This window comes from Roseburia intestinalis L1-82, assembly GCF_900537995.1.
In the GTDB taxonomy this organism is placed as follows: domain Bacteria; phylum Bacillota; class Clostridia; order Lachnospirales; family Lachnospiraceae; genus Roseburia; species Roseburia intestinalis.
In genome coordinates this window covers 1586086-1610216 of record NZ_LR027880.1, presented here as the reverse complement: position 1 = coordinate 1610216, position 24131 = coordinate 1586086, and the positions used below count along the sequence as shown (strand labels likewise).

The 24131-nt window shown below is 44.9% G+C and carries 15 protein-coding genes and 1 pseudogene; all 16 read right to left on the bottom strand.

The genetic code is table 11. The annotated features are described in order from the left end of the window. Positions 1 to 11: 11 nt before the first annotated feature. The 16 genes and pseudogenes from RIL182_RS07505 to efp all read right to left on the bottom strand — a co-directional run bounded on the left by RIL182_RS07505 (position 12) and on the right by efp (position 24100). Positions 12 to 920, bottom strand: coding sequence for a carbohydrate ABC transporter permease (locus tag RIL182_RS07505; RefSeq protein WP_006858640.1), 909 nt, complete (start codon positions 918 to 920; stop codon positions 12 to 14). Then, the gene (locus RIL182_RS07500; protein WP_134523196.1) at positions 920 to 3484 is read right to left on the bottom strand and encodes a DUF5696 domain-containing protein; all 2565 of its coding nucleotides are present in this window, start codon (positions 3482 to 3484) and stop codon (positions 920 to 922) included. The genes RIL182_RS07505 and RIL182_RS07500 overlap by 1 nt, the downstream gene beginning before the upstream one ends. Before the next feature lie 27 nt (positions 3485 to 3511). Then, positions 3512 to 4132 carry a Yip1 family protein gene (locus tag RIL182_RS07495; RefSeq protein ID WP_006858671.1) on the bottom strand — a complete coding sequence of 207 codons (621 nt, stop codon included), beginning with the start codon at positions 4130 to 4132 and terminating at the stop codon, positions 3512 to 3514. Further along, a complete protein-coding gene (locus RIL182_RS07490; RefSeq protein WP_006858672.1) occupies positions 4125 to 5609 on the bottom strand; it encodes an NHL repeat-containing protein in 1485 nt (494 codons plus the stop codon). Before RIL182_RS07490 ends, RIL182_RS07495 begins: the two co-directional genes overlap by 8 nt. Positions 5610 to 5624: 15 nt before the next feature. Continuing rightward, on the bottom strand, positions 5625 to 6530 hold the full coding sequence (locus tag RIL182_RS07485; protein ID WP_006858673.1) for a carbohydrate ABC transporter permease: 906 nt from the start codon (positions 6528 to 6530) through the stop codon (positions 5625 to 5627). Continuing rightward, positions 6523 to 7455 carry a carbohydrate ABC transporter permease gene (locus tag RIL182_RS07480; RefSeq protein ID WP_022113203.1) on the bottom strand — a complete coding sequence of 311 codons (933 nt, stop codon included), beginning with the start codon at positions 7453 to 7455 and terminating at the stop codon, positions 6523 to 6525. The genes RIL182_RS07485 and RIL182_RS07480 overlap by 8 nt, the downstream gene beginning before the upstream one ends. Positions 7456 to 7487: 32 nt before the next feature. Then, the gene (locus tag RIL182_RS07475) at positions 7488 to 10457 is read right to left on the bottom strand and encodes an extracellular solute-binding protein (RefSeq protein ID WP_015522307.1); all 2970 of its coding nucleotides are present in this window, start codon (positions 10455 to 10457) and stop codon (positions 7488 to 7490) included. A gap of 583 nt (positions 10458 to 11040) precedes the next feature. Continuing rightward, a pseudogene (locus tag RIL182_RS22285) lies at positions 11041 to 11440 on the bottom strand (AAA family ATPase); the annotation flags it as partial. Between the two features lie 56 nt (positions 11441 to 11496). Then, positions 11497 to 14361, bottom strand: a complete 2865-nt coding sequence (locus RIL182_RS07465; protein ID WP_022113202.1) for a sugar-binding domain-containing protein — start codon at positions 14359 to 14361, stop codon at positions 11497 to 11499. 41 nt (positions 14362 to 14402) lie between these two features. Then, a complete protein-coding gene (locus RIL182_RS07460; protein ID WP_006858646.1) occupies positions 14403 to 15722 on the bottom strand; it encodes a vWA domain-containing protein in 1320 nt (439 codons plus the stop codon). Between the two features lie 78 nt (positions 15723 to 15800). Continuing rightward, positions 15801 to 16820, bottom strand: a complete 1020-nt coding sequence (locus RIL182_RS07455) for a leucine-rich repeat protein (RefSeq protein ID WP_015522304.1) — start codon at positions 16818 to 16820, stop codon at positions 15801 to 15803. A gap of 40 nt (positions 16821 to 16860) precedes the next feature. Then, a complete protein-coding gene (locus RIL182_RS07450) occupies positions 16861 to 17793 on the bottom strand; it encodes a GTP-binding protein (protein ID WP_006858647.1) in 933 nt (310 codons plus the stop codon). A 167-nt stretch (positions 17794 to 17960) separates the two neighbouring features. Beyond that, positions 17961 to 19283 (bottom strand): M14 family metallopeptidase, encoded by a 1323-nt coding sequence (locus RIL182_RS07445; RefSeq protein WP_015522303.1) that lies wholly within the window; start codon positions 19281 to 19283, stop codon positions 17961 to 17963. A gap of 64 nt (positions 19284 to 19347) precedes the next feature. Beyond that, positions 19348 to 21507 (bottom strand): alpha/beta hydrolase family protein, encoded by a 2160-nt coding sequence (locus tag RIL182_RS07440; protein WP_006858650.1) that lies wholly within the window; start codon positions 21505 to 21507, stop codon positions 19348 to 19350. 3 nt (positions 21508 to 21510) lie between these two features. Continuing rightward, positions 21511 to 23433 (bottom strand): GGDEF domain-containing protein, encoded by a 1923-nt coding sequence (locus RIL182_RS07435; RefSeq protein ID WP_006858651.1) that lies wholly within the window; start codon positions 23431 to 23433, stop codon positions 21511 to 21513. A 109-nt stretch (positions 23434 to 23542) separates the two neighbouring features. Then, positions 23543 to 24100: an elongation factor P gene (efp, locus tag RIL182_RS07430; protein ID WP_006858652.1), complete on the bottom strand. Its 558-nt coding sequence runs from the start codon at positions 24098 to 24100 to the stop codon at positions 23543 to 23545. Positions 24101 to 24131 lie beyond the last annotated feature (31 nt).

The window sequence follows — 24131 nt, the reverse complement described above, 5'->3', positions numbered from 1 at the left end:
TCTGCCACCCCCTAATTATAGTAAAATACTTTCTTTGAAATCAGCTTACATACAATGACCAGCAATGCGATGACGATCACGGAACTGAGTAAACTCATCGCAACACTCACGCCCCAGTCAAAATTGACAAACGCCATATCGTATGCCTTTTCCACAACATCACTGTCTACGAAGGAATCCACGATCGTATACACAACATTTGTGATGATAAGCGGAGATACCATCGGAAACGTCACTTTCCAGAATGTCTCATACCCTGTCGCGCCTTCGATCTTTGCCACCTCATACAACGCTCCCGGCACGGACTGCAGTGCTGCGATAAAGATAATGATCTGCACGCCGGACGCCTGCACAATGTCAAAGATCCGTCCGACTGCCGCTGTGATATAATCGAGCAGTGCAACCGGAAATCCGAGATCCATAAACAGGTTCATAAAATAGTCTACATTCACACCCGATGCAACTGCCGCCTCCGCAGATACTGCTGCAACACCACCGGTAACCGCCTCCCTTGCCATCTCGATCGCATTATTGATTGCTCCGGCATTCATGATGATCGGCAGAAACAGAATCGCACGGACTAACGTTCTTCCCTTAAACTTACCATTACAGATCATCGCGATAAACAAACTGAAAAAAATAATCAGCGGAACATCAATAACGATATCCCGGATGGAAGTCGCCAGAATCTGGTTGTAAGTCGGATCCTGAAACAGTGCATATTTGAAATTATCAAGACCGGTAAACTTCAATGTATATCCTCCGGATTCAAGCATCTCCATCTTGCTTAAACTAAACCGCACTGCCTGGATCAGGCTTTTTACATAGAACCATAAAAATCCGATCAGCCATGGTGTGATAAATGCAAAACCTGTCAGGGCACGTTTCTGCAGTAAAGATAACTTTTTCTTTTTCTTCATTATGCCTTACCTCCCTTTACCTGATAACTCATTGCATCTACAGTCACACCGTCCTCTGTGATACTCTTATCTGTCTTATTGATATAAATGCTGACACCATTGTCATACTCGGTCCTGACAAGGCCGCCCTCTGTCACTTCGTGATGGATCATCGCAGCACCCTGCACCTGATTTAAAGCTCCGTTGATCGTCTGGTAAACATTTACGGCATCACTCATCCAGGTCTGGTAACAGGTGGAATACTGGTCCGCCGAGGAAGTATATTTCATGACGCTTGAATCTTCCCAGGAAAATGTAAATCTCGGTGCACAGCCATACTCGATGTAAGTAAGAAGCAGTGCGTCATCAATGTCAGCATCCCTGAGATTTAATGCCTCCCCGGAATAATCAATACTTCCGTGAATGACCATCTGATAAAACGGCACCTGCTCATCAATGATGTAAAACTGACTGTACTCCACCGGTGCGTCGATGATGTCGGAGACATAACCGAAGGTGTAAGCGTTGCCGCCCTCCTCCATCAGCGTCTTTTCCGTCGCTGCAAGTTTTCCATACTGCGCTTCCACGATCTGTTTTGCTGCCTGTCTGTCGATCAGCTCGGTTCTCTTTTTATCAGAGACTAAAACATTCGAAAGATCCCTCAGACAGATACCGCTGATCTCGTAATTTGTGATCTTATCCGTAAATTTGTCTACATAGCGGCTTAAAAACTTCGGTGAGATCATATAATATGCGAGCTCGTCATACCAGTTTAAGGTACTTGTCTGCCGCATCGTCGCAGGATTGACGGCACCAAGCTCAACCACATAACCGGAATAATACTTTGACGCCTCAAGCACATCGTTAAAACGTTTGGAAGTATACGGTACTTTCTGGAAGGAAACATTTCCATATAAAGCTCCACCATTTTCCTCTAAGACATCACTTAAATGTTCAAAATCTTTTTTACTTCCGACTTTCTTAACCAGTTTGATCTTATCTGCCACATCATGATAGATGCCGCCGTTGAACCAGCCTTCGTAATTCATACGGATCTTTGTGATATCCTCGCCGTAAAACTCCTCTAAGATCTTTTCCGCTTCCTCGTAAGTGGTCATCGCAGAGATTCCTGTGTAAGGAACACCCATCACATGTTTTTTCGTCTCCACACCGCCAAGAACATCTAAATACAACGGGATATCTCCAGTGTCGTTTGTCTCCTTTAACACACCCTCTTTGATGAGCTGGCTACGGTAACATTTTGCCATGCCGGAATAATCTGCCTCATCCCCAGAAAGGAAAGAATAACATACCGTAAGATTTTCATCGTAAATATCATTTTCAAGTACCGGCACATCCGCCTGATTTCCGCTGACACCGAACATATTCAATAGTTCGATCTCCCTGACACAGAACTCCGGGTAAACGTAATTATAACTGTTAAGTTTTCCGGACACATCCGCATTTACGATTGCGAGTGCATCGCCGCCTGTGATCCTGCCAAGAAATGCACTATCGCCATTTTTCATTCCAAATACCGGAATCCTTGCATCCTCTGTATACTCTGTCACAACATAGCTCTGTACGACCGGGTCGATCCCGTAGATATTCTGGCTGTACGCTGCGTTTTTACAACCGTTGTTTAAATTGATCAGTGCTCCCGATCCGTCCGGCACGAACATATAGCCATCTGCATCCGTCCCCGCCGCCCCGAAGAATGGAAGGACACGGATCCTTGAGATCACGGCTCCACCCTTCTCCTCGATTTCCTTTGTCGGAACAGAAACGCTCAGCCCGTTTTCTGTCAGCCGGTACTCAATCGGGATTGTAAAGGAAATATTCTCCTTCTCATCCGTCTCTGACATATCCACGGCATAGTCATCTGCGGTGTATCCAGCCTGCTCGAACAGTTTATTTAATTTTCCCATTCCGACTTTCGAGGACTGTGCCTTTTCATTCAGCTTATAGACGCCGTCTTTCAGACGAAACTTTGCTTTTACCGTTCTTGCATCCTTTTTGTCTAACTTATCTAACACCAGTGTCTGAAGCCGCTCCTCTGTGATCTGCAACGGTACGATACCTGTTGCCGAATCAAGATCTGCAAGTGTATAGGTATAACGGATGCCATTTTCAATACTCTCTGCGGTAAACTGTCCTTTTTCGATGCTCATATCATAATTGTTCATCGTCGCACTGTTTCTCGCCGCATTGTAATAGGTAAGTGTCAGTGTCGCATTCAGTTCTGCCGCATTCACACCAGCGGCAATCGCATCGGAATCGCGCTCCACCGGATTGGAATAGGTGATATTTCCGGATTCTTTTTCGTAGACTGCGATCTCTGTCGTTTCTGTATTGGTATAAAGTTTTAATGTATCGTTTTCCGCAACCAAGACCATGCCGGGAACTGACGGTTTGTCATCCTTTGCCGCCTGAAATTCGCTTCCACTCTCCACTTCATAGGAAGAAAGATACTGTTTGTACGCATCATATCTGAAATAACGGAATACGACATTTGCGATCACTCCCACGGCGATGACCGCTGCCCCGGCGGCCACAACCACTTTCCATTTTATTTTTCGTTTCATAGTAAACCCCATTTCTGCCCCCATTTCCTATACCCGCAGCATGATCTCATTATATAAGCTCTCTATAAACGAAATCACCTGACCGATCAGTGAAAACAAAAGCATCACCACAAAAATAATGACCAGCATTGCGATAAAAGTCAGTATCATCGTTGCAAGCGTTTTTCCCAATGTATAATTGTGTACCGTCATGATACCAACCAGCACCAGGAACAAAAACCATGCAATTCCGACTGCTAAGAGCAGATAATAAAACGCTTCTTCATCTTCTGCCACCACCTGTGAAAACAGGATCGCCGGAATAAATGTAAGTATCATTGGAAGCATTGCGTAACCGCACACCGTAACGATATCCTTAAATCTTCCCTCACCGTCCATCAGGCAGGTGATCGACCAGTTTCCGACACAAAACAGAAAGAACAGAAGAAATACCGCACAGATCTCCGCGAGACTGTTGATCTCCATCGGATTTACATTGTTGACCACAAAGCCCGCATACTGCCTGTTTGCAGAAAAGCAGACTGCAAACAAAAAGACGAACAGGATCGAGAGTCCCACGCTTCCCCTGCCGCGGTGCCTGATCTCATAGAAACCGTCGGACGGATGCCCCAGTGTATAAAATGCATACTTTACTTTTTTCTTAAACATGAGACGCCCTCCTCTCTTTCCATTTCTTTTTGCCGATCTTATTCCAGAGCACCAGCAGAATGATAAGAACCAGTGCCGCAGTCAGATATCCGGTTAAGTTTTCCTTTAAGATCTCATTCCGGTAACGCTTGTATGCAATGGAATAATACTGTCTGTTATTTCCGGTCTTAAAGCACTCCATCGCCTTTTTATTTTCTCCTGCGGCGAGATAACTTTTTCCGATTCCGACATAGGCGAGTTCAAAATTGGAATCTAATTTTAAAACTTGTTTCCAGCACTCTACGGCGCTTGCCTCATCCCCGTCGTAGCGGAGACCGACTGCCTGGTTGATCAGGAAACCGTAATTGGTTGCCCTGTATTTATCCACAAGATTTTTGGAACCGTCCAGTACAATGATCTCATCCCCGATCGTATCGATCGCGGTCGGCGTATCAAAGGTACCCTCCTGACTTCCGATACCACCAAAGATATAGAGAAGATTCCCTTCATGATCGTAGGTAAAGATCCTTCCCCGCGTGGAGTCGATGACCGAATAGATTCCTTTCTCCCTGACCACTACATCGATGATGCGGGATGCTCCCGAATAATCACCGGTAAGCCGCCATAAAATATCACCGGATACCCCGGCAGCACCTTTCTGGATCACATCCTCCCCGCTTGGATTTAAGCGGCGCACGGACTGGGACTGTTCTCCCTCCGCATCCACGTTCGTCGCATAGACGAAACCGTCGGAGTCGATCTCCATTCCGGTAAATTCCGTCGGAATGAAAAGCTGCTGTTTTGCACGCTGTGCTTTCGTGGAAAGTTTTCTCCAGATGATCTCCGCTGTTGTGATCTGTACATTGATCGTTCCGGTAAAACCGGTGAAGTTTCCTTCTGCATCAAACGCCATAATCCCTTCAAACTGGTTCTGTGCAATGACATAGATCCTGTCTGCATAGTCAACAGCTACTTTAAGCGGAGAAAACACATAATTTTCTCCAAGGATATCCGACTGCGGATTCTCGATGATCTGGATCAGATTTCCATTTTTGTCTAACTCGACCACGCGGTAATTACCGGTGTCCGCAACATACAGATATCCGTTTTCCGAAATATAAACTCCATTTGGAGAGGAAAAGTTGTCTTCCTTTCCGTCATTTAAAAACCCCTCAATCACCGTCTTTAACTGAAAATCAGAGTCTGTCACAACGATCCGGTTGTTTCCGGTATCTGCGATATAGACATTTCCATCTGCATCGGTATTTAAGTCCTGCGGACTGGAAAAATTTCCACATCCAATGACATCCCCCGTTACGGTACCGTCCGGCACATACGCCGCCGGTGTGTATTTGATGTCTTCATAATAATCATAGTTGTACGTTTCATAAGGCACATTCTCCCCGGCATAGACAGCCGTTCCTCCGATATCGGAAAGAAGTACTGCAACTGCTGCCGCCGCGGCGAATATACACTTTCGCATTCCTTTTTCTGGCATTTTCTTCTCCCCCCATTAGTCCTTCATACCGGATGTGGTCATCGTCTCGATGACGTTACTCTGACAGATGATAAAGAACGTGATCGGTATCGCTGCAATGATAAGCTGTACCACCGCTCCTGCACCCTGTCTTGCCGGGCCTCCTGCGACGATCTGATACAGTGCGTACTGGAGAGGTTTCAACTGCTCACTCCGCAAAAATCCGCTTCCGGTGTTTGCCCATAATGTCTGAAACTGGAAGATCGCCAATGTCAGCCATGCAGGTTTTACGTTTGGCATGATAATGGAAAAGAAGATCCGAAACTCCCCGGCTCCGTCAAGTCTTGCCGATTCGATCAGCGAATCCGGGATCTGCTCCATGAACTGCTTCATCAGGTAAAGCCCAAGTCCATATGCAAATGCCGGTAAAATGACTGCTAAATATGTATTGTTGATCCCCAGCCAGGAAATGATCATATAGTTCGGGATGGCAGTGACATTGTAGGAAAACATCAATGATAATACGACCATCGAGAATAAAAATTTCTTTCCCGGAAAATCATGTTTTGCAAGCGGATAGGCTGCTAAGGATGCAAACAGCACATGCCCTACGGTTCCGAGCCCTGTAATGATCAGTGTGTTTAACACATACCGGGTAAACGGCACCCAGGAACTTGACATCAGTACATACAGGTCGCTGAAATTATCCAGTGACGGGTTCCGCACAAAGATCTGTGGCGGATAGCGGAACAATTCGTCCAGCGGTTTTAACGCATTGTTTAAGATCATCACAAGCGGCAGTGCCATAAACACACCACAGATCCCCATGATCACAAACAGGATCGTGTTCCCCGCCATGGAACGGTTTAACTGTTTCGTATGTCTGATTTTCCAGCGGGATGGTTTTTTATAGTAATCTTTTTTTCTTTTCAAACTATTCACCCACCCTTCTGATTGCTTTTTGTACGATCTGGTTTGTTCCAACCATCAGCGCGAATAAAACGGTTGCGATTGCGCAGGCGTAACCCATCTCATAGCGGGTACCGCTGCCGTAATCGATCAGATGTGTGACGATGGTCGCACCGGAGTAATTCACACTCGGATTTCCCGCAAGGTTGATGGAGATATCTGCCACCGCAAACGACTGTGTGATCTGCATGACGGCTCCAAACATGAGCTGTGGACGCATGGACGGAATCGTGATGTACCACAATTCCTGCCAGCGGTTTTTGATGCCATCCATCGCACCAGCCTCGTAAAGACTCTTGTCGACCGTCTGCAGACCTGCGATAAAGGTCAAAAATCCGGTTCCAAGACTCAGCCAGAGCTGTACGATAATAAGGATCGGCAGCACATATTTTTCTGTTTTCATCCACTGAATCGGCTCGTAAAGGAATGACCACTTCATCAGCCAGCCGTTTAAGTATCCGTAACGGTCACCGGAAATGATGATTGCCCATACCATAAAGGCGTTACCGGAAATCGACGGTGCATAAAAGATCAGTGTCAAAAACGCCCTTAATTTTCCCTTAAACTCATTGATGATCCACGCAAACAGGAAACACATGATGTAACTTAACGGGCCTGTGATCACTGCAAAGATGATCGTGTTTTTGAATGCTTTTTTAAATACATCATCATCCAAAAGCAATTTGATGTAATTTCTCCAACCGACAAAATTCGGTGTCTCTAACATGTTGAAATCGGTAAAACTGATCCCGATCGAGGCAAGCACAGGCAAAACCGTGAATAAAAAGAACAGTATAAAATACGGTGCGATCATCACATAGGACATCCTGTATTTTTTCATTTCCAGTTTTGTCTGCTGCCACTTACTCCTTTTTTGCATTTTCTTTGTTTCTCCCATCCCAATCTCCATTCCCTTTGTCCAGCCTGCGTTTACTGCTTCGCATCGGACGCGGTTTTCATACCAAACTCCTCGCGTTTACTTGTGATCTCGGCATTGATATATTCGAGATATTCATAAAGGGCTTCTCTTGGCTGCATTCTCTTATCTTCATCTGCGACTGCAACCGTATAGAACGCATTGTTCACGTTTCTCCAGGTAAAGTAACTTCCCGGTACCTGACGGATTCCCTTTACGTTTGCAAACTGTGCCTCCAACGCCTCGTAGTCATCGGTCGGCCACGGCAGGTTCGCAAATGCCTCAATATTTGCTGTCGGATAACGTGCTGCCTCACCCATCAGACCTTCCATCTCTTCTCCATAGGAAGTCTGGATCTCTGCAGAAAGCCACCACTTCATGAACTCCCAGGATGCTTCCTTATCTTTCGTGCCGCTCATCATCATACATGCAAGTCCTGTGCTTGCGGAGATATTATTGATGCTTCCATCCTCCTCTTTCACGCCCGGCAGTGCCGTAAATCCCCATAAGCCCTTGATATCCGGTGCTGATACTTCAAGTACATTGTAAGTCGTATAGTCTGCAATGATGATCGGTGATTCTCCGGTACGGAAACGCTGTTCCACGGAGGTCTCACGGTCTAATTTGTAATCTGTGTAGAACTCACAGTAAGTCTTAAATGCATTGACCGCCTCATCCGAATCTAACGCGGATGCTGTCGCATCTTCATTGTAAAGCTCGCCGTCGTGCTGATATAAAAGACTGGTGAAAGTCAGCTCCGTCGGCAACATGCCAAGCGACATCTGATTTTTGGAAAGCTCGGATAACACGACTTTCATATCATCCCAGGTCTTTGGTATCTCAATTCCAAGTTCGTTTAAAATATCTTTCCGGTAAAACATCATCTCAAACGACTGTGTCTCCGGCAGCGCATACAGTGCACCGTCATACATAAACGGTTCCACCGCGCTCTCGCGGAAACGTTTCACTACATCCTCATAATCTGGAAACTGTGTCAGATCCACAACTGCACTTCTGAGTCCGTAGTTGACCGGAAGATCATTCGAAGATGCCGTCGTTCCGGTGGATGAGGTTGCTACCGTTCCGTTTGTTCCGTTTGCCACCTGCAGTGCCACATCCGGTCCCTGTCCGGCTAACGTCGCCTGCAGTAATGTATTCATATCCACAAGCTGTACATTGACATTGATATTCGTCTCCGGTGTAAAAGTCTCATCGATCAGTGCTTTGATGACGTTCGCCTGGTCACGTCCGCTTCCGATCCATACAGTGATCGTCCTGCTGTCCTCGCCTTCCTCCGCAACATTTCCGATCGCATTGTAATCTACGATAAAGGAATAGAATAATTTCTTAAACTCATGTACGACGCCTGCTGCCACGGATCCGTTTTCTTCCGTTACCTTCTGATCCGGAGAAGTGATATAGATGGCGTCTAACTGTAATGGCTGCTGCTGTGCGTTCGTGATCCACGTTCCAAGTGCGCTGACATTCGTTTTAAATGCCTTCACCATCTTCGTGATCTTTTCCGTATCCCGCAGGATTTCATTAAGCTGATCCCGCATGGTGATAATGACGGTCTCCTCACTTCCGGCAACGCCCAGTGTATCTAAGGTGTTTAACACCTCATCGAGTTCATCCCGAATCACTTTCAGTTCGCCCTCGAGTTCCGGAAGACGTTTCTCGATCTGGTAATCGCGGTACTCATCCGGTGACACGCCGGTGATCCGGATGATCTTGCGGTACTCGCTGTTTAACTCTGTCACAATGCTCTGCACATCGCTGATGACTCCGGCAAAATCGCCGAGCACCACCTGCATACGCAAGGTGTGGTGGCCTTTGTTCAGATAAAACCGGTATGGTTCCCCTGATGCATCGGAGAGTGTTGTCATTTTCCAGGTACTGTCATAAGTAAAACCGTAATGGTTTAATTCCTCAAACGGTACTTCCCCGTCAATCATGATCTTGCGGGAAACATAGATTCCTTTGACGAAGTTCTGTTTCGAATGTAAGGTGATATTGTAAAAGCCATCCGCATCCGCGTCAAATTCCCATTCGATCCACTGTCCCGTCAGTCTCCAGCTATTGCCGCCGATGGAGTTATTTTTTAACTCTTTCGCACTGTACGGCGTGATCGCCGGTGAGGACTGATCCTGTACCGGATAAAGCATTCTCGACGACTTTTTCGTCGCATATTCTGCCTGGATCTCAATGGACTGTCCGCTGGTATCTGATACCCCGTCCTTTTTCTGCTGTTCGTACACGGTCTTGTAATCAAAAAGCGATTCCTCATTCTGTAAATAAATGGAATGAAGGATCATCGGCTCTCTGCGGGAAACGACGGTGATCTCATGTTTTCCCTTTGTGAGGAAAATGGAGAGCGGTTCCGTCACATAACCGTCCTGATCGTAAAACCTGGAAAAGAGCCATTCCGGTGCCTCCATCTGCGTAGGCTTTAAATCATTTCCCTGATTGTCTTCATCCCAGATATCGGAGGTGTTTACCCACACTCTTGAAAATTCGATCAGTGAAAGTTCCCGGTACGAAAGTTCGCCGTCCACAAAAAAACTTCTCTGAATGGAGGAACCGTTTCCCGCTACCGGATAGTAGGAAATACCAAACTCATACATGCCTTCCTCCGCAATGTCCACCTCATAGGTAAGCATCCCACTCTCTTCCGTGTAGACAGAGGTTCCTTCCATCCCCTCATAATCGGTAAGAACTTCCGGCTCCATGCCCTCACATGTCACATAATCGGCTCCGTTGATCTCATAAGACGTCTCCGGTCTTTTTACATTTTCAAGTCCCTCTTTATAGGCTTCATACCCCTGATATTCTGCCGTATAATTGAGCACTTTTTTATAATCCTCATACGTCTTTGCCTTTGTCTCTGCGTGAATCGTCACACTCTGCCCCACGCAAAGCCCTCCGGATGTCAAAACCATCACTGCCGCCAGTGCACCCGAAAACCCCTGTTTCAAAAATCCCATTCTCACGGCTATCCCCCTCTTAATTTATAACAATATTTCTTCCCCTCAAACCCTTCCAGCTAATTTTATTAGTCCTATTAACTTTTAAGTTATCGTTAACTTAATTTTAATTATATATATTGCATTATTATATGTCAATATTTGTGATTATTTTTGTGTAATATGCACATTTTTCTTTTCTGCTTTTTGTAGAAGATATTTTATTGGATTTTCACACTTTGTTCACATTTACTTAATTTTTTATTTTTTAAGTTATTTTCGTGCCGCTTTTCGTTCAATATCCACAGAAACCGTTGTGTGGTAAATAAGTACTATTTTATATTTTTTCTCTTATTTCCGCGTCATATTGCGTGTTGTCTGATAACTTTAGGTAAAAAAATTTTTGTTTACCACATGTACTTTTTTCATTTGTCGACGCAGATTTCATTATAGCAGTTGTCATTTTCCGGATATACGGTAATTTTCAGACTTTATTCGCATGTATTTTTGTGAATTTGCGTTTTTTGACATGAATCCCAAAAAAAGCATGCCGCTTCTAAATTTATATAGAACCGCATGCTTTTTGCTTGCAACTATAAGTCTTTTCATTTACATTTTTCTTTATTGAAATCAAAGAGCCGGTTTCGAGATAACTATATTTCCCATCCAAAACAAGATGCTTTATTGCCTGCCTTGCTTTAGGAAAAAGTTGTACTTCATCAAAAATGATCAATGACTCATGTTCATATAATGTCACTCCGGTTTCCGCCTGAAGTCTCAAAAAAACATATTCAAATTTCCTATATCATCAAAACATTCCCGTATATTATTCGCTGTTTTTGAAAAATCTATTAAATATATGATTTATATTCATTTTGGGCAAAATTTTCCGCGATCGTCGATTTTCCAACCCGTCTGGCACCTTCAAGCAAAACAGCGTATTTATCTGAATAAGTCTTTTTCCATTCTAATAATTCGTTATATACTTTTCTTTTAAAATACATAAGTATCTCCCAAATATAAGATCACAAAATGTGCATTTCTTCAAAATTTTCTGTTTTTATCCATACATTTTTTCGATCTGTCCGGGTTCCATAGTCTGTTCCGGCACAAAACGCTCTGACGCGGCATACTGATACAAACTGTAGAACAGCCATTTTGCCGCGATCTCATCTTTATGCAAAAGATCCGGCTGACAAAACAGTACGCTTCCATTATCCACTTTCGCCTCATAGATCAGTCCAAGCCTGTGATTGCGGGCAAAATTGTCGATTACCCAGACGATCGGTTCAATGTCTGTCCCGTCTAAAATTGCATTTTTTTCCTCTGTTACGATATCCCACCACTGCGGTGTCTCATATTCCTCCGTCACAAACTCCGCCAGCGCCGGATGCTCTGAGCGGATGTAAAGTCCCATCGTTCCAACCGGTTTTGGTCTGTTCATGCTCTCGGAGATCGATGCAAACATCGGGTAGCACCAGAAATCCGTACAGTAGGTTCCGATCATTGCATAGGCATCCCGGATACCGGTGCCAAAAAATAACACTTTCCTGCCTTCTGCCACCGCACGCTTTAACTCTTCATACCGATCGGTGATGACCGGCAGCGTATCCGCCTTCTGACGCAGTATGTTCACAACATCCCCCAGTTTAGAATGGCATTTCGGAAAGGCATAGATCTCATAACTGTTCTCTATACTGCTTCCCTCTATCTCCACATGGACCTCATAAACCTGCGGCACACCACACTCCGGAATCCGAAATGTTCCGTCAGCGTATTCACTCAGACGCGTCTGTGTAAAATGCATCCGCTCTGTCTCATTTCTCATGCGCTCCCCGGTCACTTTATTTTGCATGGTCACAACGATTCTTGCATCTTTAAGTTCTGCCGGATTCATGTTTGAAAACAGGACGCGGTAGGAAAATTCCATTCCTTCTTCATACACGAAGGATGGAAAAGAAAGCATCAGCACACAATCCGAACAAAAACTTCTCCAATCGTCCGCCGTGATCAATCCCTTATTTTCCATAAAAGCATTTAAGATACCGACCAATGCCGTCCCCTGTCCGGTAAAATCCTGGAGATCTAAGATCTGAAAACCTGCAAGTTCCCTGCTCTTAAATGCCGTCTCTAACTCACGTTTATAACACTGCACAGCAAGTTTCCCGGACGCCTGAAAAAACTTCTGCGCCATATGTACCATGCCGGCCTGCTCCAGCCGTTCCTTAAATATCTTTAAATTCTCCGGCACAAGCACTCCGGTATATTTTTCGATTTCCCGGTAATCCGGGTATGTCTCGTACTGCCCGATCTCGTGGGATACGACCGGGATGTGAGGGATCAACTCTTCCTTTCCTTCTGCCTTTACCTTCTTTGTCCCTGTTCCAAACTGGATCTCGATCTCCCCGACACCACTCTCCATCTCTGCTTTCTGTGCCGGACGGATTTTATCATCATAACTGTATTCCATTTCCGGTCTTTTAACCTGCACATGGCCCTGCGGGGCATCACACATGGCATAGGATCCACGGAACAGCCGCTCTTTTGAAAAACGTACCCCACAGAAAAAATCATCATTAACAAGCACAGTCGGCACAAACTGAAAATTATTTGATCCCTGCACATACCAGTGACGGCGGTCCACCGCTTTATAATCACCGAGGATCTCATCTAACACTTTCGGATTTCCCCACAGCTCATTTCCCAGTGAAAACAGGAGAAATGACGGATGGTTTCCGTATTCCCTTAAGATATCATAGCCTTCCTGTTTTAAAAATTCCTGTCTCGTCTTATCATACTCCGGCTCCCCTTCCGCCACGATCGTTCCCCAAAACGGAAGTTCCGGCTCTAAATACATTCCGACCTCATCCGCTGCCACAAATGCAGCTTCCGGCGGACAGCAGGTGTGGAACCGGTAGTGGTTGATCCCGTAATCCTTTGCGGTCAGAAACACCTTTTCCCAGGACTGCACATCCATTGGGGCATAGCCAGTCAGCGGAAAGATCATTCCGTCGTGTTTTCCACGCAGCAGCAGAGGCTGTCCATTCAGATAAAAACTCCGCTCATCCGTTGTGAGATCCCGAAAACCAATGCAGATCTTTTTTTCATCCGCATAAGTGCCGCCGGACGTCTCTCCGGAAATTTCCACCCTCATTTCATAGAGAACCGGCGTGTACTCATTCCAGCCTTCCGGTTCATTCTGTCCTTTTAGATCAAATGTATGTGTGATCTCATTTGCTCCCGCAGTAAGCTGTACCGGCACGCTCTCACAAAACCAGTCCACGGATTCCCCTTTTTTGCAAAGACTGACCGCAAGCTTTGCATAAAACTGCGATATTTTATCATCCACCGCTGCATTTACAGCGATCTTAAGCTGCCGTTTCTTCCAACACGACTCTGCAAAAACATCTTTAAGCCGCACACCGCGATACACCCGAAGTGAAATTTCACCTAAGATGCCGTTCCAGTTCGTCTGAGTATCCGGGGATGTCATATGACCGCCCGGCGCCTTATAATCCACATTGCTGATCATGACAGAAAGGTGTCCCCTGCCCTGCATTAAATATGCAGTCAGATCATAGATATGGCTTGTGCAGAAACTCTCACGGCTTCCCACAAACACGCCATCGATCCACACATAAGATTTTCTTGTGCGCTCTAATTTTAAAATGACCTGATCCCCCGGCTGATAATCTTTTACTTCCACCTCTCTGCCATACCACGCATACCCCTCAAAATGATAAGGTTCGGTCAGATATCCTATCTCTCTTTTCTCTCTCCGCCCGCCCTTTTTTGCCTCCGAGGTCGTTCCCGGCAATGCGATCGTGTCCGAAAAATGTCTGTTATAAAATTCCTGTTCCATGCCTTTTTTGTCCCCGTCAAGGCAAAATTCCCACATTCCGCTCAAATCTATTTTTGATTTCATTTTCCCTTCTCCTTCATTCAACTTTCTGATTCATGTCCCCCTTATGGCATCCCTGCAAATTCCTCCGGCTCTAACTTAAGCCGGATTGCCCATGGCGGAACCGCCGCATTATCATAGTCCTCTAAAAACAAAAATGCCGTCTGATAGTCCGGTCTCATTTTCGGATAAGTCCCCCTGCCATCCGTAAAATACAAAAGCCCACCAATATTTTTTAACTCTCCGCGCTCGATCAGGTCATTGACATACGAAAATACCGGACGAAAATCCGTGCTTCCACCGCCCGCAACCGTAAATTTCTGCATCAGTGCCGCAATATCCCGCTCGCTTCTTAATTCCACATCCGACCGGACCTGATTATCACACTGGATCACACGGATCTTTGACTGCGCAAAAAAGCTGTTTTTCTGCGTCAGAATAGAAAACGTCTCCTTTAAAAACTGTTCCACCAGAGTACCACTCGTCGAGTAACTGGTGTCGATCGCGATTACAAACTCGCGGATCTTTTTTACCTCACGACTCTCAAGCGGCTCCATCAGCGGCATATTTCCATATAATTTCAATCCATAGGTATAGTAGTTTAAGTCAAACTCCTCCGGATCCACTCCGATTTCCTCGCGCAGCACGGAAAAACGCTGCAAAAAATCCTTATAACTTCTTCTGCTCTTTTCCGCTGCCGCCTGCGCCAGAAATAAATCTTCGCCGTCCGTCGTCTCGCCGCCGCGCATCTCCTGTTCCATCTTCGTCTGCCTTGCGATCTTGTTCCACTGGTTCTGGTTTCTTACCGCCTGTTCCTGCTTTGCCTGTCCGTCCTCTTTTTTCGGCCAATAACAATGGTCATCCGTGTAAAATTCCTTTTGGAGCAGAATCTTTTGTTCCAGCTCTTCGTTCTCGATCATCCGGTATATCACTGCCGCGGAAATCCCCTGTTTCTGCTGTTTCTGCTCTTTCAGCCTGTCATACATCTGTTTTCTCGTCCAGCTTAAAATACGTTTTGTACACTCCGCCTGCATCTGGTCGATCGTGTATTCCACCGCAATATCACACGCTAAATGCCACGTTTCTCTGTCCCTGTTTCCGCCGATCCACAGATGGGAAAAAATGCAGTGTAATACCGTGTGCAGATATGCACGGCCTAAATACTGTGCATTTTTCTCAAAAATCCCGATCAGCCATTCCGGTGCCACATAAAGATACGCACCGTCCGTCGCAAATGCCCGCAGATCTGGATCGGACTTTAACTGTAACTGCGATAATGCCAGTTTTAAATACCGCAGTTCCATGTATAATTCATGCCGTACAAATTCCACGATCTTTGCCGACATCTCTTCCTGCCACTCTGACTCTGTCTGTATATGCGCCATTTGGGTTTCTCCTTTAAATTACGGTAGATCAAGATGATGTTTAGGACAAATATGCCATTAACAACATCTTAACATTTTTTACCATAAATCATCAAATGAATAGCGTTCTTTTTTCTGCTCCGTAAAGTATTTACTCTGCAGGTGCAAAAGTTCTGCTGTTCCTTCTGCCCACTCCATCCGGGAAGCCTGTTCTAATCCGGCTTTGACTGCCGCCTGCGAGATCCAGCCATTTTCACAGAAAAATGCGGTCATTTCCATATTTTTCTGCTCTACAAGTTTGGGTATGATATATAATTCCTGCTCCCTTAAATGTGCCACATAACGCTCCTTCGCCTCATCCGTGAGACTGACCGGATACCGTAACCGCAGGCTTAAAATGTGAAGCAGCGTGTGCTCTTTTTCTTCTGCACATGCCTTTGGAAAAATCGTATCATACAAACTTAGATCCGGGACTCCCTCCTTAAAACACTGCCTTGCCCGGAAACCTTCGCCCTCGATACTCCGCCCGAAAATATGCGCCGGAGCGATCTCATCATAGCTCTCGTAATATTCCGGATAAAAGACAACCGTCTGCCCTGTTTTTCCGGCAAATGTCACTTCCATATCCGCTGAAATCCGGCTTAAGATCTGTTTTGCCCCGCTGCGCTCCCCCACATCACAGCGCACCGTCAGAAAGTGAAACTTTTTACAGTTCATAAAGGCATCGCTTCCGATTTCTTCCAGATACTTTCCGGTCACGAGCATCTCTAAGGCAGTGCAGTTATAAAATGCATAGTTTCCCACTTTGCGCATATTATCCGGCAGTGTCAGCTTTTTTAACCTGGCACCACTAAGTTCCACAAGGCGTGTGTTCCAGTCCGCCCCATCTGCCGGTATCTCCTGCCATGTTTTTTCCTCTGTGTCATAGATGCAGACCGTGCACCCATACTCTGCCGGCAGATGTTCGGACACCGCAAAGCAGTAATCTCCTGCCTCCACCACCGCACGTCCGGCTATCATCTCCGGCACAACTGCCTCCTCTGACTCACCAAACATGCGCAAAATCCTTATATTTTCCTCACTGGTTTTGTTCCAGTAACATTGATAATATGTCTGCATGGTACTCCTCATTTCTGTACTGTTCAATGCAATTAAGATTCTATGCTTCCAGGCAGCTGCGTATCGCATCCTCATCCAGCTGTTCCCCGATCACAATGATGACTTCCTGCCCCATTTTGATCGGCGAGATCACCAGATTCTTTTTGGTGGCATTCATCTCGATCCACTGCTCTTTTTCATTCTTCATAAATCCCTTGATACGGAATATTTTTCCGCAGGACTTGTCCAGGAACAATTTTTTTGCGGCTTCCTGTAATTTTTTCTCCGTCAGGTGCATATTCATAAAATAGAGGGACTGGAATGTTTTTTCCTGTGTCAGATCCGGCTTGCGATAGTTTTCCATGTGGTATCCGCAGGATAACAACTGCTTAAAGTCCTCATCCGTCAGCTTATCCCAGTCTTTTGCAAAAACTTCGTCAAACTGTCTCTTACATCCAATATTGTTCAGGGAACGGTTTAAATGGGAAACGGCATTTTTCTGTTCCTCTTCTGTTGTCTCCTGTGTCTTGCTAAGAACAACACACCCTGCATTTGCCGCCTGCGATGCAAGCAGAAATTCTGCGCCTTCCGGCAGGTCTTCTTCCAGATTTGAATCCAAAACTGTGATGACATTTCCAATCTGATACCAGCCGTCTAACGGCTCCTCATGAAGTGTGTCAAAAAACTCGTCCACATCGTAGATCCCGGACGGCTCCACGATCACACGGTCATATCCGCACATTCCCATGGAGATCAGTTTGGTCTTAAAACGTCTCCGGTGCGTGTCAGTATCACAGCCACCCGATATCATCTCAAGTTCACAGTTATCCCCCCTTAAATCACCAAGCAGCATCATATCCACATTGACTGCCCCAAAATCATTTTCCAATATTCCGATATTCTGCCCCTGTGCAATCAGATGCGAAGCATATTTTCTTAAAAATGTTGTTTTTCCGGAACCTAAAAATCCGGTAATCAGATCTATTTTTACCATATTTCACATTCTCCTTTTTCAGCCGCCTGTTACGCTGTTTTAAATTTCCATTTTTACCCACTTTTCAATGAAAATAACCTTTCCATTTGTATCACAGGTTTGTGTGCAGGCAGAGAATCCTGTGGGACAGGATTCTTATTTATTCTGCCGCTTCTTTTCTTCTGATTTTAGCGCAACTGTGTCATACCACCAACCAAAATTCCCTTATTGTCATGATAAATCCTCTCAACCTGTGTCATTGGCAGTGGATTTTCTCCCATACCCGCCTCGACCGTATAACCCGGTCTGTCATATTCCTCGATAAACCAGTCTTTATATCCGGCATAACCGGAGGCACTTGGTGTCTCTTCCACCGCATAACCACTCACACTGGCAAAATAATCTGCGATCTCTTTTGATCTTGCCGGTTCATAATCAAGATATTTCCAGTAAATGACTTCACCCTGTGTATGATATGCAAGGATCAGTAAAAAATCATTCTCTTTTGTCAGCTCATATACTGCCACACTCTCCGGTGCGGTAAGCGGTGCCTCCCCCACAAAATCCCTCGGTGCCGGTTTATCATACCCCTGGGAAAATTTGATCTGCTTTGCCATCTCCCAGCCCGCCGGAAACTGCAGATTTAAATCCACCCCATCAATGTTTGCCTTCCAACCATCCGGAAATGGTATTGCCGGATAATCATCCGCAATCTGCCTTGCCCTGCGGTAATAAATACCGCTGTTTAACAGGCCATTGACTAAATCCACCCCATCCGGGTTCACAAGCGGCACCATGCAGAGCCTGTATTCATCAAATAACGTCCTCGCATCGACGGATTCCTGCCCCATGCCCGTCTGTCCACTATGTTCCTCCCGGACAGCCGATGAAAAAACAATGTTTCCACCTGCCGCATAAGCTGCTGCATACTCCTCCACAAATGTTAAGAGCACCGGCGTTGTAATGCTCTCATTGGCATGATAAGATGCGCTGTAAAATACCTGCTTCTCACCGGTTCCGATCCAAAGACTGTGAATATCCTTTCCCATCACACTTTTTCCTATGACACCAGCCGACAAAAACGGATAGCGCACCACAAGCCCGTCTATGATCCACTGTGTTAAGACCGACGTATATTTTACCATCTGCGGAACCAACGGAAATCCGAGCGGAACCGCTAAAATGGCATCAACAACCAGATCATCCGGATCAATCAGCGGATTTGCCGTAAGGATTGCCTCCTCCGTTGTCCCATATCTGCGCGATAGTCCAAAAACCGTATCTCCTTTTTCAATCGTGTGCATACGGTATCCGGTCAGATATGGGTTTAATTTCTCCCATACCTCGCGATTTACTGTACATACATCCGTATTTCCGGTAAAATTCTTCAATGCCTGACAGGTGCGTTCCCCAAAAATGCCGTCAATCCTGGTCGGATGTCCCGCTCTGGTGAGTGCAAGCTGTAAATATTCCACCCACACACCGCGGTCCCCCTGTATCAAAAATTGCATAAATTCCCCTTTGTAGCATTCTTTCCACTATTATATGCACCTTTCCGGAAAGATTTTCTTTTTTCTATTTTACAAAAGCGATATTATCTAAGTTTACTGCACCGTTTTCCAGTCTGTCAAACACAAACCGGATACTTTTGATCTGTTCCTTATCAAATCCGTTTTCGTCTGCAAACTGATCTGCCGTGATATGTACCGTCTGAAGCTGCCTTTTATATTCATTTTTCCCGGTAAGGTACTGAATCTTTGAAAGTTTTACCGGGAATGCCGGATAAAGGATTACAGAATCACTCACGGAACTGACTGCACAATTTCCATAGATATCTGTCAGCACCACAGAAAAATCCATCGGCTCACTCTCTGCTTCTTCCCTTAAATCCATGGCATCAAAACAGATTCCGCCCTCTCCCATCGCCATCGGCTCGTCCAATGCGATCTCATAATATGCTGCTTCTGTTTCCTTCCATTTCAGCCGCACCGCATGATTTTCTCTTTTTCCCATCGCGAATTCGGAATATGCTAATTCTTCCTCTGTCCACATCGTAAAATGTTCCGCAGATATACTGCCTCCCGGCGCAGTCTCTAAATCAGAGTCCTCCTCATAGTCGGTAATAAACGAAATATCCGAAGTCTCATATTGCTGTACATAAAGTGTTTTTGGCAGATATGCGGCATACTTTGCATAATCTGTCAGGAAATCTGCATAGGTGTCATTTCCTTTCAAACTCTTATCTAAAAAAACAAGTGAAGCAATTTTTAAGATTTCCTGCTGTTCTTCTGCCGTAATAAAATTCTTTACATTCAGCCACAGGGAAAACGGTCTTCCGATATCATACTCTCCCCATTCCGTATTGAATTGTCCGTGATTCGCACCGGCGATATAGAGCGAGGATGCAATGTAATACCCGTCTTTTGAAAATGAAACATTCTCATACTGCTCATTCCCAAGGAAAACGCTGATATCCTGGTCATTCGCTCCCTGCAGCACCAGATAATCGATATCCGAAAGTTCCGTCTCATGTCCCGCCGGCAGATACTGGTTGACTGACGGTGCCACCGCGATGAGCGCCCGGATCTTGTAATGATAATCAAACGTAAACATGCCATTGCTCGGATATGCATCATACTCATTGAAAAGATATGCATCCGCGATCATCTCACCGCCCCTCGAATGCCCCATCAATGCAATATTCTGTTCATCGAGCTTACCATAGATTGGCTGTGAATCATCCCCATTTTTCTTTAAAATCTCCCCGATATTTTCCAGAAGAAGAACCGCACGCGCATCATTTTCCCCACTTCTCTCGTTTAAAATATTTTCATCCACAGACACAAACACATAGCCATGTGATGCCAGATATTCTCCAAGATAATCATATCCCAGATACGACTCTGCCGTAATGCTGTGGTTGCCGTGCGCCATAAACACAACCGGACAGTTTTCTGCTTCTTTGGGAAACCAGATTTTCCCCGCGACCGGCGCATCTTTTCTGGTGTGTTTCGTAAAAAAACTCCGGTAGATTCTATGCCACTTTTTCTCTTTTGCCACATATGGACTTAGATCCACTGTGCCTGTTGTCATATCTGTTCCACCATCCGGACCATAGGTCACACAGGCAGGCGTATATTCTCCTTTCGCACAGTAATCCGCAAATCCAGCCACTTCATCCGCCTGTGTCACATAAATGTTGTTCTTTAGATAATCCGAAATATAATCATCCAAAAATCCCTGTCCAAACAAAAATGCCAGAAACACACACCATATAACACAGCCGAGTACAAAATGGATTCCGCCAATCAGTGTATGCCGCCGTTTTACCAGCCATGCCCAGATAAATCTTCCCGCTAACAGCAATAAAATATAAAGGAATGTAGAAAAAAAAGTGCTGACCATATGTTCATTGCCAACACTTCCATATACACAACAGCAGACAAATATCAAAAATCCCACAATCCCATACAGAATATTTCCGATATTGCGATGCCAGATGCGGTCACCAAAACGCGAAAGCAGACATACTGCCACCATGAGCAGCATATCACCTAAGAACACTCCTCCAGCAAAAAAAATCAGTTTCGTCCCAAAATATTCGGATGCCAGTGCACCGCAGAAAAATCCTGTGATCACCAGCACCACCAATTTCATTCCCCATCCGGTATCTTTCAGATTCAACCGGCATGCCCTGCCATATTCACGCAGTCTGCCGCATAAAAAATTTCTCATCTGTCAATTATCCCTGCTTACTTTTTTCTCCGCTTTTTCCTCATACATCAGCTTCTCTGCCTGTTTTATATAGCTGCCAAGCACATTTTCCTCTCCAGGCTGCGCGACAACGGCACCAATACTGGCACTTAATTGAAACGGCAGCTGCATTTTTTCCTGTACTTCACTTAATTCTGCCCTGATCTTTTGTGCTAACAGTCTGCCTGTCATCTCATCTTTTGCCCCCTCTAGCACAATAAATTCATCACCGCCGGTCCGCGCTGCAATCGCATCCGCAGCACAATATTTTAACATTGCTTTTGCAATAGAAACGATTGCAAAATCACCATATTCATGTCCATAGGTATCATTAATATATTTCAGGCGGTCTAAGTCAATAAACATTACCAATACCGGTACTTTTTTCTCTTTCATAATAGAAAAATAGCTTACCGACAGCTTCTGGTATCCCATGCGGTTATATAATCCTGTCATGGAATCTTTGACATAAAGATCTGACAGAACCTGGTTCATGTATTCTAACTTTTCTTTTTTATGGAGATTTTCCATCGCATTTGTCAGTGTCTTTACCACCTGGAACAGATACTGTTTTTCCATCAGATAAACTGCATTTTCAATGACAAAATATCCAACCGTACGGTTTCTGAAATGCATCGGAAGAAATAAAAAATCTGTTCCACCCTTGTGCGGTTCAAAAAAAGGAAAAATACCTTCAATCTCCATCCGGTCTGTATCTAACATTCTGCCATTTTTATATGCAAACTTTACCTGCATACATTTCGGATACCCCTCTACATGAAAATCGTCCTCATCAAAAAAACTAAGACTCCGGTGTAATTTTACCTGTTCCTTATATACATCCATATGTGAATCAAGGATCAGATACATTGCGTCACATTTTAAAGACGGAATACATTGTGGTATACAGTACATCATCTCACGCACCGTATTACATTTGAGCAGCTCATATTCTAAAGAAAACACCTCATCCTCAAACTTTGCTGTCTCAATTCCATACATGATCTGTCCCTTAAGATAAGCCGACTGATCTGGCACCTCTGCCGCCGTACACCCACAGCTGTCCCAGAAAACACCTTCTGTATCTGTATAATAAAACCGATCCGGTTTTTCCCCTTTCCAGATACGCAGGAATAAATCTGCACATGCAACCCCCACATTTTCCCGGATATGACTGATCGTCGAGATCCTCGGCACATAATATGCCGCTTTATCAAAATTGTCAAAACCGGTCACGCAGAAATCTTTCGGAACCTGATATCCATGTGCCGCTGCCGCCTCACATACGCCAACCGCAATATTGTCATTCGCACAGATGACTGCCTGCGGCAGTGCATCATGTGTTTCTAACAGTTTTTCAAATCCATTGACACCGCACTGATATTCAAAGCTCTCGCAGTAAAAATCCGACTCTGAATATATAAGCTGCTTTTCATCCATGAATGCTTTTAATGCAGCCATTCTTTTTACATTCTCATAATTATCCTCCGGTCCCATCACAAACCAGTATTTTTTACACCCATGTTTCTCATAAAGATGTTCGATCATCACCCGCATTGCTTTTTCGTTGTTGATCCCGACATAATAAAAATCTTCGATCTCTTTTGCAATGGAAATGACCGGTACGCCGGACTCTTTTGCGCGCCGTATCACATCTTCCCGCACCTTCGGATATCCAATATTATTCAGATCAAGAATAATCCCATCAAACTCGCGCAGATTTGGAAGCCTGTATATATTATACTCACCGGTATTATACTCCTCATCACAGCTCCATCCGCCCGAACTGTTAAAGATGTACAGACTCACTTCCTCGCCGGTCTGTCTGATTCTCTGAAGAATTCCTGCCGGCCATGCAAAAGTAAACCACCTTTTCCAGCCATCCATAATCAGTGCAATTTTCTTCATGATTCTCTCCTGTCCACCTTAATCCCTGCAAAATTACTATATTGAACGAAAAACCCCCGGAAACAAAATGCTTCCGGGGTCTTCTATGACAAATCAGCACCCGTACCCATTAAACTCTGGATAAGTACTCACCTGTTCTTGTATCAATCTTGATCACATCATCCTGCTCAACAAATAACGGAACAGATACAGTTGCACCAGTCTCAACAACTGCCGGCTTTGTAGCACCTGTTGCTGTATCACCTTTGAAACCTGGCTCTGTCTCTGTAATTCTTAACTCTACGAACAGAGGTGGCTCTACTGCGAATACGCTTCCGTTGTGAGAGCACATTTTTACCATCTCGTTCTCTTTTACGAATTTTAAGGCATCACCGATATCATCTTTGGATAAAGCGATCTGATCATATGTCTCAACATCCATAAAGTAGAATAAATCTCCATCTGCATACAGATACTGATAATCTTTTCTATCAATACGTGCCTGTGGGCATTTCTCTGTAGGACGGAATGTTTTCTCAACAACACCGCCACTCTTAATATTTTTTAACTTAGTTCTAACAAACGCTGCACCTTTACCTGGTTTAACGTGCTGGAATTCAATAATCTGGTAAATGTTACCCTCTAACTCGATGGTAATACCATTTCTGAAATCTCCTGCTGAAATCATGTAACTTCCTCCTTAAACATACGCCCGAGTT

What these genes read in the sequence shown, in the direction of transcription:
- RIL182_RS07475 (WP_015522307.1), bottom strand. Translation starts at nt 10,457, where the DNA reads ATGGGATTTTTGAAACAGGGGTTTTCGGGTGCACTGGCGGCAGTGATG.
- efp (WP_006858652.1), bottom strand. Translation starts at nt 24,100, where the DNA reads ATGATTTCAGCAGGAGATTTCAGAAATGGTATTACCATCGAGTTAGAG.
- RIL182_RS07505 (WP_006858640.1), bottom strand. Translation starts at nt 920, where the DNA reads ATGAAGAAAAAGAAAAAGTTATCTTTACTGCAGAAACGTGCCCTGACA.
- RIL182_RS07455 (WP_015522304.1), bottom strand. Translation starts at nt 16,820, where the DNA reads ATGCAGACATATTATCAATGTTACTGGAACAAAACCAGTGAGGAAAAT.
- RIL182_RS07480 (WP_022113203.1), bottom strand. Translation starts at nt 7,455, where the DNA reads ATGGGAGAAACAAAGAAAATGCAAAAAAGGAGTAAGTGGCAGCAGACA.
- RIL182_RS07440 (WP_006858650.1), bottom strand. Translation starts at nt 21,507, where the DNA reads ATGAGAAATTTTTTATGCGGCAGACTGCGTGAATATGGCAGGGCATGC.
- RIL182_RS07460 (WP_006858646.1), bottom strand. Translation starts at nt 15,722, where the DNA reads ATGGCGCATATACAGACAGAGTCAGAGTGGCAGGAAGAGATGTCGGCA.
- RIL182_RS07435 (WP_006858651.1), bottom strand. Translation starts at nt 23,433, where the DNA reads ATGAAGAAAATTGCACTGATTATGGATGGCTGGAAAAGGTGGTTTACT.
- RIL182_RS07500 (WP_134523196.1), bottom strand. Translation starts at nt 3,484, where the DNA reads ATGAAACGAAAAATAAAATGGAAAGTGGTTGTGGCCGCCGGGGCAGCG.
- RIL182_RS07450 (WP_006858647.1), bottom strand. Translation starts at nt 17,793, where the DNA reads ATGGTAAAAATAGATCTGATTACCGGATTTTTAGGTTCCGGAAAAACA.
- RIL182_RS07495 (WP_006858671.1), bottom strand. Translation starts at nt 4,132, where the DNA reads ATGTTTAAGAAAAAAGTAAAGTATGCATTTTATACACTGGGGCATCCG.
- RIL182_RS07445 (WP_015522303.1), bottom strand. Translation starts at nt 19,283, where the DNA reads ATGCAATTTTTGATACAGGGGGACCGCGGTGTGTGGGTGGAATATTTA.
- RIL182_RS07465 (WP_022113202.1), bottom strand. Translation starts at nt 14,361, where the DNA reads ATGAAATCAAAAATAGATTTGAGCGGAATGTGGGAATTTTGCCTTGAC.
- RIL182_RS07490 (WP_006858672.1), bottom strand. Translation starts at nt 5,609, where the DNA reads ATGCCAGAAAAAGGAATGCGAAAGTGTATATTCGCCGCGGCGGCAGCA.